Below are 12,965 nucleotides of genomic sequence, written 5' to 3'. Positions count from 1 at the left end.
ATACGATGGCGTGCTCATTCGGGTTGAATGCCCGCGGCCTCGATCAGCTTCTTCCACTTGGTCAGTTCGGACACTGTGAAGGCGCCCAGCGCTTCCGGCGTGCTGCCGAACGCATCGAAGCCCAGCTTGCTCACGCGCTCGCGAAACACCGGGCCGTTCGCCATCTCCGCGAGCGCCTTGTTGAGCTTCAGCACGATGTCCTTCGGCGTGCCCGCGGGCGCGAAGACGCCGTTCCACGAGGTGATGTCGAAGCCCTTGAGCTCGGGCGTGTCGGCCAGCGGCGGCAGCTCGGGAAAGAGCTGGGTGCGCTCCTGCGTGGTGACCGCGATCGCGCGCATCCGGCCGGCCTTGACCGTCGCGAGCCCCGCGGCGAGGTCGACCACCATCATCGACACCTGCCCGCCGATCAAGTCGGCGATGGCGGGCGGCGTGCTCTTGTAAGGCACGTGGAGCATCGGCACGCCGCTCATGCGCGACAGCGTGGCGCCGCTCACGATGCCCGTGCTGTTGCCGCTCGCATAGGTCAGCTTGCCGGGGTTCGCGCGGCCCCAGGCCAGCAGCTCGGCCACGCTCTTCACGGGCAGGTCGTTGTTGACCACCAGCATGAAAGGCAGGTTGCCCATGCGGCTCACGGGCGCGAAGTCCTTCACCGGGTCGTAGGGCAGCGACTTCATGAGGCTCGGGTTGGCCGAGTGCGTGGTGTTGGTGGTCATGAACAGCGTGTAGCCGTCGGGCGGCGCCTTCGCCACGAACTCGGCCGCGATCACGCCGCTGGCGCCCGCCTTGTTGTCGACGATGACCGAGCCCTTGAGCGCCTCGCCGAGCATCTGCGCGGTGATGCGCGCCACCGCATCGGTGCCGCTGCCGGCCGCGAACGGCACGATGAGCTTGATCGGCTGCTTGGGGTAGCCCTCTTGCGCAAAGGCCCACGGCGCGGCGCCTGCCAGGCCCGCCGCGGCGCCGATGGAAATGAAACGGCGGCGGCTGGCCACCGCGACCGTTCGTTGGGATTCTGTCGCGTTCTTCTTCGTCGTCTGCATGGGGTTGTCTCCGGTTGGGGTTGTCAGGGCCGGATCACGCGCTCCGGCGATTCTTCGTAGGGCGGGCTGTAGATCACCAGCACGCGCACGGGCTCGTCGCTCACCACCGTGAAGGTGTGCATCGCATCGGCCGGAAAGAAGCAGCAGTCGCCCGGCTGCAGTTCCTGCCGCTGCCCGCCGACCTCGGCGACGGCCCGGCCTTCGAGCATGTAGCAGACCTGCTCGATGCCGGGGTGCGCATGCGGCAGCGCGCCCTTGCCGTTCTGGATGTGGCCGACCAGCACCTCGAGCTGCTTCGCGCCCACGGTCTCGGGGCCGATCAGGCGCTTGTTGAGCGTGCCGACGTGGTTGGCGGGGTGGTAGCCGGCAATCTCTTGTTCTCGCACGAAGTAGCGGGGCGTGGGCTTGTCGGTCATCGGGGGCTTTCGGTCGGGTTCGGGGTCTGCGTCTGGGGTTCGAGCGACAGGCAGGCCGCGCGCAGCATCGCGGCGATCTCCTCGAGGCGCGGCTCGACGCGGTAGCGCGGGCCGGCGATCGAGATCGCATACGCCTCGCCGCCCAGGCGCAGTGGCCATGCGAGGCCGGCGAGGTCGGGGATGCTTTCGCCCAGGTTGCCGTACCAGCCGCGCGCAGCGCCGCGCACGAGCTCCTGCTCGATGGCCTCGGGCGTGGTCAGCGTGGCCTCGGTGAGCGGCGCGAGCGGGCTGGCCGCGAGCAGTGTGCGGCGCGCCTCGGGCGCCAGCGTGGACAGCAGCGCGCGCCCCATCGAACTGGCATAGGCAGGCCGGGTTTCGCCCGACTCGGCGGTGTAGCGGATGCGCTGCGGCGCGCTCAGCACCTCGAGGTAGATCACGGTGCCGGGCTCGCGGAACTTGCCGAGCAGCACGGTCTCGCGCGCACTGTCGCGCAGCTCCTCGAGCGTGGCGCGCACGCGGTCGAGCACGGGATCGTGCGCCGCGATCACCTGTGCCATCGCGAGCAGCCGGCCGGTCGGGTAATAGCCCTGGCGGCGGCCGGTCTCGTACATGTAGCCCTGCGCCTCGAGCGTGCGGATCAGGCCGAGGCAGCTCGACACCGGCATCTCGAGCAGACGCGCCATTTCCGAGAGCGCGAGCGGCTGCTTCTCGCGCGCGAAGAGCTCGACGATCTCGATCACGCGGAAGGCAGTCTTCACAGTCATGAAAATATTTTCACATACATGAAGAAAAATGCACCCTGGGGATTCCCCTGCCTTCGGCGCCACCCGCGGCCCCGGCCTCGGCCGGGTGAAGGTCAGTACCCGCGCGTCGGGTCGACCACGCCCGTGATGGACTGGCCTTGTTCCATCGCGCGGATCTTCCCGGCGATCTGGGTGATCGATTCCTCGCGCAGCGTGCGCGCCGAGCCGTGCGGCGTCACGGTGATCTTCGGATGGCGCCAGAACGCATGGTCGGCGGGCAGCGGCTCGACCTGGAACACGTCGAGCGTCGCGCCCGCGAGTTTGCCGCTGTCGAGCAGCGGGATCAGGTCGTCCTCGACCAGGTGGGCGCCGCGCGCGATGCTGATCAGGTAGCCCTCGGGCCGGAGCCGGCCGAGCGTGTCGCGGTTGAGGATGCCGCGCGTGGCATCGGTCAGCGGCAGCAGGTTGACCAGCACGCGCGTGGACGCGAGGAATTCGTCGAACTGCGCCTCGCCGCTGAACACCTTCACGCCGTCGATCGCCTTGGGCGAGCGGCTCCAGCCCAGCACCGGAAACTCGAAGTGCGCCACCGCCTTCGCCACGCGCTCGCCGAGCACGCCCAGGCCCATGATGCCGACCGGAAAGTCGCGCCGCAGCTTCGGCTTGCGGTAGCTCCAGCGGCCTTCGCGCGCATCGGCCTCGTAGACGTCGAACTCGCGAAAGTGGCGGATCAGCGTGTGGCAGACGTACTCGGCCATCTGCACCGACATGCCCGCGTCGTCGAGCCGCACGATGCGCGTGTGGGCGGGCACCTCGAGCTTGAGCAGCGCATCGACGCCGGCGCCGATGTTGAACAGGCCGCGCAATTGCGGCTGCTCGTCGAGCAGTTGCTGCGGCGGGGCCCAGACCACGGCATGGTCGGCCTGCGGCGCGCCGGGCTTCCAGGCTTCGATCTGCGCGCCGGGCAGTTCGGCTCGCAGGCCTTCGATCCAGGGTTCGGGGCGGTTGTCGGTGAGGGAGACGATGATTTTCATGGAACGGATCTTAGTGAGGGCGCTGACGCGACGTGGGCGGTTGGCTATGCTCGGCGCAACATCCACCAGGAGACCCCATGATCAAAGTCAGCGTGATGTATCCCTACACCGAAGGCGCACGGTTCGACCATGCCTACTACCGCGACAAGCACATGCCTCTGTTGAAAGAGCGCATGGGCGATGCGTGCCTCTCGTACACCATCGACAAGGGTCTCGGCGGCGGCGCGCCGGGCTCGCCGCCGGCCTACGTCGGCATGTGCCACGTGTTCTGCGAGTCGGCCGAGGCGTTCCAGGCGGCGTTCGGCCCGCACGCCAAGGAAATCCGGGCCGACATCCAGAACTACACCGACATCACACCGGTGATGCAGGTCAGCGAAGTCGTGGTGGGCTGAGTCAGTTCGAGCGCGCGCGGCGGCTGCGGCGGCGCCACAGCACGCGCGCGAGCCACGCCACCGGCAGCACCACGATCACCAGCCATGGCAGCGCCGCCGCCACGAAGGTGATCAGCGCGCCGACGCTTTCGGCCAGCACCGCACCCGCGTTGCGCAGCGCCTCCCTCATCGGGCTGTAGCCGTCGCCGCCGCCCGCTACCAGCACGCGCTTCGGCGTGAACTGGATCTGGATGTGCTGCTTGCTGGTCTGCTGCGCCAGCACCTTGCGCTGCGTGGCGGTGGCGTCGAGTTCGGCCTGCGTGTTCGACAGCGTGCGCTGGATCGCCAGCAGGTCGGCCATGGTGCGCTTGGTGACGGTATCGCCCAGCATCGCGCGCAGGCTGTCGCGAAACTCGGTGCGGTTCTTGATGCGGGCCTCGACGTCGATCACCTCGACGGTCTTGTCCTCGCTGGTCGTGGTGTGCGAGACCACGCTCGCGACGCCCGCCAGCCCGCCGAGCAGCTTGTCGACCTCGGCCGGCGCAACACGCACTTCGAGCATGGCGCTGCCGGGCTGCCGCGGCGTTTCGCGCAGCAGCGAGGCCGAGAGCAGCTCGCACTGCAGCGTGCCGCAGAGATCGCGCATCTTTTCAAAGGCCGCCGCGAGCTGGTCGGGCGGCACCTCGACGACGAGCTCCTGCCGCACCGCGAGGAAGCGCTGCAGCGGCGCATCCTGCTGCACGTCCTGCCGCATGTTCGACGACGCGCTGGATTCCGCGGCCGGCTGCATGCGCTGTGCCTTCATCGCCATGCCGCCGGCCGGGGCCGGGGCCATGGCCGGCGGTGCGACCGGCTCGCTGCTGTGGTTGTTGGCGTCCCTGTCGCGGCCGCAGCCGGCCAGCGACAGCGCGGCGGCCAGTGCAAGCAGCAGGCCGCCCGCGCGCAGGCGGTCGGCAAGAAGGCGGGGGGAGCCCGAAGGCAGGCGAGAAGCGGTCATGGCGTTCCTTGAGTGATGACGACCTCGGCTGTTACGCGCCGGCGCCTGCAGCGGGGTTAATTTTTTTCTTCAGGGCGCCGCGGTCGCCATCCGCAGCAGTTCGTCGCCCTCGCCCACCTGCTCGCCCGGCGCGAACAGCAGCTCTTCGACCGTGCCGTCGGCCGGCGCGGCGATGGTGTGCTCCATCTTCATGGCTTCCATCACTGCCAGCGGCTGGCCGCGGCTGACCTTGTCGCCGGCCTTCACCGCGAACGACACGACCTTGCCCGGCATCGGCGCGGTGAGCCGGCCGCCTTCGGCCTGTGTGTCACCGGCATGCGCGAGGCGATCGACGGCAGTGATCTTCGTGGCGCCCTTCGCTGCGAAGACATGCGCCGTCGCGTCGTCGAGGTAGACGTTCACCGTCTGCCGGTTGCCCGCGAAGTCGAGTTCGAACTCGCCCGAAGGAAAACGCCCGACGGTCAGCGGGCCCGCGACACCGCCGACTTCGAGCCAGAGGCTGCCGTCGTGCCGGAACGTGAGCAAGGCGGTCTGCGCCTCGCCGCGGAACTCGACATCGAAGCGGCGCGTGTAGGCGCCCAGTGCACGCCAGCCGTCGCGGCGCGCAAACGGGTCGGACGCGCCGGCCGCGGCGCCCTCGGCCACCAGCGTGCGCGTGATCGCCGCGGCAGCCGCGAGCGGCAGGCCCAGCGGCTCACGGTCGAACAGCACGGCGCGCTCGCGCTCGATCAGCGCCGTGTCGAGATTTGCCTTGGCGAACGAGTCGGTCGCGAGCACGCCGCGCAGGAACTGCACGTTGGTCGCGACGCCGACGATGTGCACCTGCGCCAGCGCCGCATCGAGCCGCGCGAGCGCCTCGCCGCGCGTGGCGCCGTGCACGATCAGCTTGGCGATCATCGAGTCGTAGTAGGGCGAGATCTCGCCGCCCTCGCGCACGCCGTCGTCGATGCGCACGCGGCTGCGTTGGAACGCCGTGGCCTGTGGCTTGCGGTAGACGCGCAGCGTGCCGGTCGCGGGCAGGAAGTTGTTGTCGGGGTTCTCGGCGCAGATGCGGGCCTCGATCGCGTGGCCGTGGATCTGCAACTCGGCTTGCTGCGCCGGCAGCAGCTCGCCCGACGCCACGCGCAATTGCCATTCGACGAGGTCGAGCCCGGTGATGGCTTCGGTGACGGGATGTTCCACCTGCAAGCGGGTGTTCATCTCCATGAAGAAAAAATTCATCTCACCGCCGTCCCGCTGCTCCACGATGAACTCCACCGTGCCCGCGCCGACGTAGTTCACCGCGCGCGCCGCAGCCACGGCCGCCTCGCCCATCTGCTTGCGCATCGCCTCGGTCATGCCAGGCGCGGGCGCTTCCTCGAGCACCTTCTGGTGGCGCCGCTGCACCGAGCAGTCGCGCTCGAACAGGTAGACGTAGTTGCCGTGCGCATCGCCGAACACCTGGATCTCGATGTGGCGCGGGCGCTGCACGTATTTCTCGATCAGCACCGCATCGTCGCCGAAGCTGTTGATCGCCTCGCGCTTGCACGAGGCGAGCGCGGCCTCGAAGTCGGCCGCCTTGTCGACCGCGCGCATGCCCTTGCCGCCGCCGCCCGCGCTGGCCTTGATGAGCACCGGATAGCCGATGCGGTCGGCCTCGCGCTGCAGCAGCGCCGGGTCCTGGTCATGGCCGTGGTAGCCGGGCACCAGCGGCACGCCGGCCTTTTCCATCAGCTGCTTCGACTCGGCCTTGAGCCCCATCGCCTTGATGGCCGAAGGCGGCGGGCCGATGAAGACCAGTCCCGCGTCGGCGCAGGCCTGGGCGAACTCCTCGTTCTCGCTCAGAAAGCCGTAGCCCGGATGCACCGCCTCGGCGCCCGTGGCCTTGGCGGCTTCGAGGATCTTCTGCCAGCGCAGGTAGCTGTCCTTGGGCGCGCTGCCGCCGAGGTGCACCGACTCGTCGCAGGCGCGCACATGGTTCGCGTGCGCATCGGCGTCGGAATACACGGCGACGGTGCGGATGGCCATGCGGCGCGCGGTGGCAGCCACCCGGCAGGCGATCTCGCCACGGTTAGCGATGAGGATTTTCTTGAACATTCGAGGCGTCTCCCGGAGGATTCTTTTTCAGTTGAAACGCGGGCACGACGCCCGGATCGGATCGGCCGCTGAAGATGCGGGCCACGCGGCTGAACAGCGCCCGGAGGAAGCGCCAGCTTTTGCGGATGAGCCACACGCTCGCGACCAGCACCAGCACGAACAGCACGAGGAACACGAACGGGTGCGCCACCGCCAGCCACAGCCCCGCGGGCACCATCGTGTCTTCGACCAGCGAGGCGCCCACGTTCGAGAACGGCTCGGGCGAGGTGTTGATCGCGGCGCGCGTGGTGGCCTTGGCCGCATGCGCGGTCGCAGCGAAGCCGCCGCCGAGCAGTGCCGCGACGATCGCCATCACGCCATGGTCGGCGCCGAACACGCTGGCCGCGAGCGCTGCGCCGGCCGGGATGCGGATCGCGGTGTGCACCATGTCCCAAAGCGAATCGAGCCCCGGGATCTTGTCGGCGAAGAACTCGATGAAGACCATGAAGCCGCTCGCCGCGATGACGACCGGATGCGCGAGCATTTGCAGCCCGCCCGGCAGCGGCACCCAGCCGAAATAGCCGACGAGGCCCGTCAGCAGCACCACGAGGTAGAGGCGCACGCCGCTGGCCCAGCCGATGGCGGCGGCCAGTGCGAGCAGCTGGGGCATGTCGAGCGCGGTCATGCGTGCGCGCTCAGCGGCCCAGCCACGAAGGCTTGCGTTTCTGCAGGAAGGCCTGCACGCCCTCGCGGCCTTCGTCGCTGGCGCGGATGTCGGCGATGCCCTCGACCGTCTTCGCGACCAGCGCGTCGTCGATCTGGCGGCCGTCCACGTCGGCGATCAGCTGCTTGCAGGCACGCACCGCAGCGGGGCTCGCGCCGGTGAGCGCCTTCAGCAGTTCGTCGACCTTGGCATCGAGCGCCTCGACCGCGACCACCTCGTGCACGAAGCCGATGCGGTGCGCCTCGGCGGCGCTGAAGCGCTCGGCCGTGAGGAAGTAGCGCTGCGAAGCCCGCGTGCCCATCGCGCGCAGCACGTACGGGCTGATGGTCGCGGGCACGAGGCCGATCTTCACTTCGCTGAGGCAGTACCAGGCGCTGTCGACGCTCACGGCCATGTCGCACGCGGCCACCAGGCCCATGCCGCCGGCATACACGTCGCCCTGTACCCGCGCGATGGTGGGCTTGGGGCATTCGGCGATGGTGCGCAGCATGGCGGCGAGCTTGCCAGCGTCGGCAATGTTCTCGTCGCGCGTGTAGTCGGCCATGCGGCGCATCCAGTGCAGGTTGGCGCCCGCGCAGAACGCCGGGCCGTTGGCGCCGAGCACGATGGCCCTGACCTGCGGCGCGGCGCCGGCTTCGGTGAAGGCCTGCGCGAGCTCGGCGATCACCGTGTCGTCGAAGGCATTGCGCGCGTCGGGCTGGTCGAGCCAGATGCGCGCGACCGGGCCATCGCCGGATTCGAGCTTGAGCTTGGTGAAGGTGGTCATGTCACATCCGGAAGATGCCGAAGCGGGGTTCGGGAATGGGCGCATGGCGCGCAGCGGCCAGACCGAGCGCGAGCACGCGGCGCGTGTCGGCCGGATCGATGATGCCGTCGTCCCAGAGCCGTGCACTCGCGTAGTAGGGGTGGCCCTGGTCTTCGTACTGCTGGCGGATCGGCGCCTTGAAGGCTTCTTCCTCTTCCTTGCTCCAGCTGCCGCCCTTCAGTTCGATGCCGTCGCGCTTGACCGTGGCCAGCACGCTCGCGGCCTGCTCGCCGCCCATCACGCTGATGCGCGCGTTGGGCCACATCCAGAGGAAGCGCGGGCTGTAGGCCCGGCCGCACATGCCGTAGTTGCCGGCACCGAAGCTGCCGCCGATGATGATGGTGAACTTGGGCACGTTGGCGGTGGCCACGGCGGTCACCATCTTGGCGCCGTGCCGTGCGATGCCTTCGTTCTCGTACTTGCGCCCGACCATGAAGCCCGTGATGTTCTGCAGGAACACCAGCGGGATCTTGCGGTGGCAGCACAGCTCGATGAAGTGCGCACCCTTCTGCGCCGATTCGCTGAACAGGATGCCGTTGTTCGCGACGATGCCGACCGGCATGCCTTCGATCTCGGCAAAGCCGCAGACCAGCGTGGCGCCGAATCGGGCCTTGAACTCGTGGAACTCGCTGCCGTCGACGATGCGCGCAATGATCTCGCGCACGTCGAAGGGCTTGCGCGTGTCGGTGGGGATCACGCCGTAGAGTTCCTCGCGCGGGAACAGGGGTGCGCGCACCTCGTCGGCCGCCGGGGCGGCGCGTTGTTCTTCGCCCCGCTGCGCATTGAGGTTCGCCACCGCCGAGCGCGCCAGCGCGAGCGCATGCAGGTCGTTCTGCGCCAGGTGGTCGACCACGCCCGACAGGCGGGTGTGCACGTCGCCGCCGCCGAGGTCTTCGGCCGTGACGACCTCGCCCGTGGCCGCCTTCACGAGCGGCGGGCCGCCGAGAAAGATGGTGCCCTGGTTCTTGACGATGATCGACTCGTCGCTCATGGCCGGCACATAGGCGCCGCCGGCCGTGCACGAGCCCATGACGACCGCGATCTGCGGGATGCCCTGGGCGCTCATATTGGCCTGGTTGTAGAAGATGCGGCCGAAGTGGTCGCGGTCGGGAAACACCTCGTCCTGGTTCGGCAGGTTGGCGCCGCCCGAGTCGACGAGGTAGATGCACGGCAGGCGGTTCTGCTCGGCGATCTCCTGTGCGCGCAGGTGCTTCTTGACCGTCATCGGGTAGTAGGTGCCGCCCTTCACGGTGGCGTCGTTGCACACCACCATGCAGTCGACACCGTTGACGCGGCCGATGCCCGCGATCAGGCCGGCGCCGGGCGCGTCGCCCTTGTACATGCCGTGCGCGGCGAGCGGCGAGATCTCGAGGAACGGCGTGCCCGGGTCGAGCAGCTCGGCCACGCGGTCGCGCGGCAGCAGCTTGCCGCGTGCGGTGTGCTTGGCGCGCGCGGCCTCGCCGCCGCCCTGCTCTACCTTGGCGAACTGCGCGCGAAGGTCGTCGACCAGCGCTCGCATGGCGGCGGCATTGGCCTGGAAGTCCGCGGAGCGGGCGTTGAGTTTGGTTTCGATCTTGCTCATTGGGCCCCTTTGTTCGGCACTGTCGTGTCCTCACTTCCCCCCAAGGGGGAGCGAGCTTGCTTGAAGCGGTTCTGCGCGGCGCTCATGCTGTCTTTTCTTGTTCGAGGCCGAGCTGTTCGGCCATCGCTTCGCGGATCTTGAATTTCTGGATCTTGCCGGTCACGGTCATCGGGAACGCTTCGACGAAGCGGATGTACTTCGGCACCTTGTAGTGCGCGATCTGGCCCTTGCAGAAGTCGCGCACCTCGGCCTCTTCGAGCATCTGGCCGGGCTTGGGAATGATCCAGGCGCAGAGCTCCTCGCCGTACTTGCGATCGGGCAGGCCGACCACCTGCACGTCCTGGACCTTCGGATGGCGGTAGAGAAACTCTTCGATCTCGCGCGGATAGATGTTCTCGCCGCCGCGGATCACCATGTCCTTGATGCGCCCGACGATGTTGACGTAGCCCTCGGCGTCCATGGTGGCGAGGTCGCCGGTGTGCATCCAGCGCTCGGCGTCGATGGCCTCGCGCGTCTTGGGCTCGTCGTCCCAGTAGCCATGCATCACGAGGTAGCCGCGCGTGCACAGCTCGCCCGACTGCCCGGGCGCGACGATGGCGCCGGTCTCGGGATCGACGATCTTCACCTCGACGTGCGGCTGCACCGTGCCGACGGTGGACACGCGCCGGTCGAGCGGCGTGTCGGTGCTGCTCTGGCAGCTCACGGGGCTGGTCTCGGTCATGCCGTAGGCGATGGTGATCTCGCCGAGGTGCATCTCGTTGACCACGCGCTTCATCACCTCGATCGGGCACGGCGAGCCGGCCATGATGCCGGTGCGCAGCGTGGACAGGTCGAACTCCTTGAAGCGCGGATGGTCGAGTTCGGCGATGAACATCGTGGGCACGCCGTGCAGCCCGGTGCACTTCTCGGCCTCCACGGTCTCGAGCACGGTGAGCGGATCGAAGCCGTCGTTCGGGTACACGATGGCCGCGCCATGCGTGAGGCAGGCCAGGTTGCCGAGCACCATGCCGAAGCAGTGGTACAGCGGCACCGGAATGCACAACCGGTCGGCCGGCGTGAGCTTCATGCATTCGCCGATGAAGAAGCCGTTGTTGAGGATGTTGCGGTGCGTCAGCGTCGCGCCCTTGGGAAAGCCCGTCGTGCCGCTGGTGAACTGGATGTTGATCGGGTCGGTCGCCTTCAGCGTCTTCTGGACCTGCTGCACCTTCGCATCGGCCGCATCGCCGCTCGCGAGCAGCGCGCTGAAGCGCTGCATGCCGGACTCGTCGGGTGCATCCTTGCCGTCGATCCAGAAGGTGTGCGCAAGCTGCGGCAGGCGTTCGGGTCCGAGTTCGCGCAGCATCGCCAGGTAGTCGCTGGTCTTGAAGCGGGCCATGGTCACCAGCGCCTTGCAGCCGACCTTGTTGAGTGCGTATTCGAGCTCGGCGGTGCGGTAGGCCGGGTTGATGTTGACGAGGACAAGGCCGACCTTGGCGGTGGCGATCTGCATCAGCACCCACGGCGCATTGTTGTGCGACCAGATGCCGACGCGGTCGCCGGGTGCCAGGCCGAGTTTCAGCAGCGCGCTCGCGAGGCGGTTGGCTTCGGCCTGCAGTTCGCGGTAGGTGAAGCGCAGGCCTTCATGGCGACTGACCAGGGCTTCGCGTTCGGGTTGCTTCTCGACCATGCCGTCGAAGAAATCGCCGAGGGTCTGTTCGATCAGCGGGACGTCGGTGGCGCCCTTGCCGTAGCTTTCGTTCAACGCAGCAGTCATGCTCATGTTCTTGTCTCCTTGTCTTGCTCCTTCCCCTTCCGGGGGAAGGTTGGGATGGGGGCTCGCAGCCAGCTTTTCAGCGCAATGCTTCATCGAACGCCGCTCGCCCCCACCCCTGCCCTCCCCCGGAAGGGAGGGAGAAAAACCCGTTCAGGCGGTTTCCGAGAACAGCTCGCGTCCGATCAGCATGCGCCGGATCTCGCTCGTGCCCGCGCCGATCTCGTACAGCTTGGCATCGCGCCAGAGCCGCTCGACCGGAAAGTCCTTCGTGTAGCCCACGCCGCCCAGCGCCTGGATTGCCTCGCCGGCCATCCAGGTCGCCTTCTCGGCCGAATAGAGGATCGCGCCGGCCGCGTCCTTGCGGAAGGTGCGGGCGTGGTCATTGCGGTCGCAGGCCTTGCCCACCGCGTAGACGTAGGCGCGCGTGGCCTGCCAGGTCGAGTACATGTCGGCCAGCTTGCCCTGCATGAGCTGGAACTCGCCGATGCTCTGGCCGAACTGCTTGCGCTCGTGCACGAAGGGCAGCACCGCGTCCATGCAGGCGGCCATGATCCCGAGCGGGCCGCCCGAGAGCACCGCGCGCTCGTAGTCGAGGCCGCTCATCAGCACCTTGGCACCCTGGCCTTCGCCGCCGAGCACGTTCTCCTCGGGCACTTCGCAGTTGTCGAAGAACAGCGGATAGGTGTTGGAGCCGCGCATGCCGAGCTTGTCGAGCTTGGTGCCGGCCGAGAAGCCCTTGAAGCCCTTCTCGACGATGAAGGCCGTCATGCCGCGCGCGCCCATCTCGGGCTCGGTCTTGGCGTAGATGACCAGCGTGTCGGCGTCGCCGCCGTTGGTGATCCACATCTTGCCGCCGTTGAGCACGTAGTGGCCGTCCTTCTTCTCGGCCTTGAGCTTCATGCTGACCACGTCGGAGCCGGCGTTCGGCTCGCTCATGGCCAGTGCGCCCACATGCTCGCCGCTCACCAGCTTGGGCAGGTATTTCTTCTTTTGCGCGTCGCTGCCGTTGCGGTGGATCTGGTTCACGCACAGGTTGGAGTGCGCGCCGTACGAAAGCCCCACCGACGCCGAGGCGCGCGAGACCTCTTCCATCGCGACGATGTGCGCGAGGTAGCCGAGCTCGGTGCCGCCGAACTCTTCCTTCACCGTCATGCCGTGCAGGCCGAGGTCGCCGAGCTTCTTCCAGAGGTCGTGCGGGAACAGGTTGTCGCTGTCGATGTCGGCCGCGCGCGGCGCGATTTCATGGGCCGCGAAGTCCTGGATGGCGCTGCGCAGCGAGTCGATGGTCTCGCCCAGGTCGAAGTTCAGGCCGGGATCGTGCATGTGTCTTGTCTCCTCTGAGGGGTCGGCGCGCAGGCGGTCCCACGCGGATTGGCGCTTGGAACCACGCAGCTTACGCCTGGCCGCGCCGCAATTGGCGCCACAATGGTTGCAAAATGCGCCAC

12 protein-coding genes are annotated in these 12,965 nt (G+C 68.2%); 1 reads left to right on the top strand and 11 read right to left on the bottom strand.

Features of this window, described 5'->3' with window-relative positions; all coding sequences use genetic code 11:
* Positions 1–14 precede the first annotated feature (14 nt).
* The 4 genes from AC3A6R_RS22375 to AC3A6R_RS22360 all read right to left on the bottom strand — a co-directional run bounded on the left by AC3A6R_RS22375 (position 15) and on the right by AC3A6R_RS22360 (position 3,233).
* Positions 15–1,040 carry a Bug family tripartite tricarboxylate transporter substrate binding protein gene (locus AC3A6R_RS22375; protein ID WP_487862362.1) on the bottom strand — a complete coding sequence of 342 codons (1,026 nt, stop codon included), beginning with the start codon at positions 1,038–1,040 and terminating at the stop codon, positions 15–17.
* A 23-nt stretch (positions 1,041–1,063) separates the two neighbouring features.
* Positions 1,064–1,456, bottom strand: a complete 393-nt coding sequence (locus AC3A6R_RS22370) for a cupin domain-containing protein (protein WP_487862361.1) — start codon at positions 1,454–1,456, stop codon at positions 1,064–1,066.
* Positions 1,453–2,220, bottom strand: coding sequence for an IclR family transcriptional regulator (locus tag AC3A6R_RS22365; protein WP_487865619.1), 768 nt, complete (start codon positions 2,218–2,220; stop codon positions 1,453–1,455). Before AC3A6R_RS22365 ends, AC3A6R_RS22370 begins: the two co-directional genes overlap by 4 nt.
* 92 nt (positions 2,221–2,312) lie before the next feature.
* Positions 2,313–3,233 (bottom strand): 2-hydroxyacid dehydrogenase, encoded by a 921-nt coding sequence (locus tag AC3A6R_RS22360; RefSeq protein ID WP_487862359.1) that lies wholly within the window; start codon positions 3,231–3,233, stop codon positions 2,313–2,315.
* A 77-nt stretch (positions 3,234–3,310) separates the two neighbouring features.
* Between AC3A6R_RS22360 and AC3A6R_RS22355 the strand changes: the two genes are divergently transcribed.
* A complete protein-coding gene (locus AC3A6R_RS22355) occupies positions 3,311–3,625 on the top strand; it encodes an EthD family reductase (RefSeq protein ID WP_487862358.1) in 315 nt (104 codons plus the stop codon).
* Position 3,626: 1 nt separating this feature from the next.
* On the opposite strand, the gene AC3A6R_RS22350 is transcribed toward AC3A6R_RS22355, so the two are convergent.
* The 7 genes from AC3A6R_RS22350 to AC3A6R_RS22320 all read right to left on the bottom strand — a co-directional run bounded on the left by AC3A6R_RS22350 (position 3,627) and on the right by AC3A6R_RS22320 (position 12,843).
* Positions 3,627–4,601 carry a DUF4349 domain-containing protein gene (locus AC3A6R_RS22350; RefSeq protein WP_487865618.1) on the bottom strand — a complete coding sequence of 325 codons (975 nt, stop codon included), beginning with the start codon at positions 4,599–4,601 and terminating at the stop codon, positions 3,627–3,629.
* Positions 4,602–4,670: 69 nt separating this feature from the next.
* Entirely contained in the window at positions 4,671–6,677 is a 2,007-nt protein-coding gene (locus AC3A6R_RS22345; RefSeq protein ID WP_487865617.1) for an acetyl/propionyl/methylcrotonyl-CoA carboxylase subunit alpha, read from the bottom strand.
* Positions 6,652–7,341: a DUF4126 domain-containing protein gene (locus AC3A6R_RS22340; RefSeq protein ID WP_487865616.1), complete on the bottom strand. Its 690-nt coding sequence runs from the start codon at positions 7,339–7,341 to the stop codon at positions 6,652–6,654. The genes AC3A6R_RS22345 and AC3A6R_RS22340 overlap by 26 nt, the downstream gene beginning before the upstream one ends.
* A 10-nt stretch (positions 7,342–7,351) precedes the next feature.
* Entirely contained in the window at positions 7,352–8,146 is a 795-nt protein-coding gene (locus tag AC3A6R_RS22335) for an enoyl-CoA hydratase/isomerase family protein (RefSeq protein WP_487865615.1), read from the bottom strand.
* 1 nt (position 8,147) lies between these two features.
* Entirely contained in the window at positions 8,148–9,767 is a 1,620-nt protein-coding gene (locus tag AC3A6R_RS22330; RefSeq protein WP_487862353.1) for a carboxyl transferase domain-containing protein, read from the bottom strand.
* A gap of 82 nt (positions 9,768–9,849) precedes the next feature.
* Positions 9,850–11,526, bottom strand: coding sequence for an AMP-binding protein (locus AC3A6R_RS22325; RefSeq protein ID WP_487865614.1), 1,677 nt, complete (start codon positions 11,524–11,526; stop codon positions 9,850–9,852).
* 144 nt (positions 11,527–11,670) lie between these two features.
* Entirely contained in the window at positions 11,671–12,843 is a 1,173-nt protein-coding gene (locus AC3A6R_RS22320; RefSeq protein ID WP_487865613.1) for an isovaleryl-CoA dehydrogenase, read from the bottom strand.
* Positions 12,844–12,965: the final 122 nt, after the last annotated feature.

It is taken from the genome of Variovorax sp. Soil_C_19, from assembly GCF_057657255.1.
Note: the sequence above shows the minus strand (reverse complement) of the source record. Positions and strands in the feature narration are given on the sequence as shown.

Coding starts and splice junctions, on each gene's coding strand:
- AC3A6R_RS22375 (WP_487862362.1), bottom strand. CDS start 1,040: ATGCAGACGACGAAGAAGAACGCGACAGAATCCCAACGAACGGTCGCG.
- AC3A6R_RS22370 (WP_487862361.1), bottom strand. CDS start 1,456: ATGACCGACAAGCCCACGCCCCGCTACTTCGTGCGAGAACAAGAGATT.
- AC3A6R_RS22365 (WP_487865619.1), bottom strand. CDS start 2,220: ATGACTGTGAAGACTGCCTTCCGCGTGATCGAGATCGTCGAGCTCTTC.
- AC3A6R_RS22360 (WP_487862359.1), bottom strand. CDS start 3,233: ATGAAAATCATCGTCTCCCTCACCGACAACCGCCCCGAACCCTGGATC.
- AC3A6R_RS22355 (WP_487862358.1), top strand. CDS start 3,311: ATGATCAAAGTCAGCGTGATGTATCCCTACACCGAAGGCGCACGGTTC.
- AC3A6R_RS22350 (WP_487865618.1), bottom strand. CDS start 4,601: ATGACCGCTTCTCGCCTGCCTTCGGGCTCCCCCCGCCTTCTTGCCGAC.
- AC3A6R_RS22345 (WP_487865617.1), bottom strand. CDS start 6,677: ATGTTCAAGAAAATCCTCATCGCTAACCGTGGCGAGATCGCCTGCCGG.
- AC3A6R_RS22340 (WP_487865616.1), bottom strand. CDS start 7,341: ATGACCGCGCTCGACATGCCCCAGCTGCTCGCACTGGCCGCCGCCATC.
- AC3A6R_RS22335 (WP_487865615.1), bottom strand. CDS start 8,146: ATGACCACCTTCACCAAGCTCAAGCTCGAATCCGGCGATGGCCCGGTC.
- AC3A6R_RS22330 (WP_487862353.1), bottom strand. CDS start 9,767: ATGAGCAAGATCGAAACCAAACTCAACGCCCGCTCCGCGGACTTCCAG.
- AC3A6R_RS22325 (WP_487865614.1), bottom strand. CDS start 11,526: ATGAGCATGACTGCTGCGTTGAACGAAAGCTACGGCAAGGGCGCCACC.
- AC3A6R_RS22320 (WP_487865613.1), bottom strand. CDS start 12,843: ATGCACGATCCCGGCCTGAACTTCGACCTGGGCGAGACCATCGACTCG.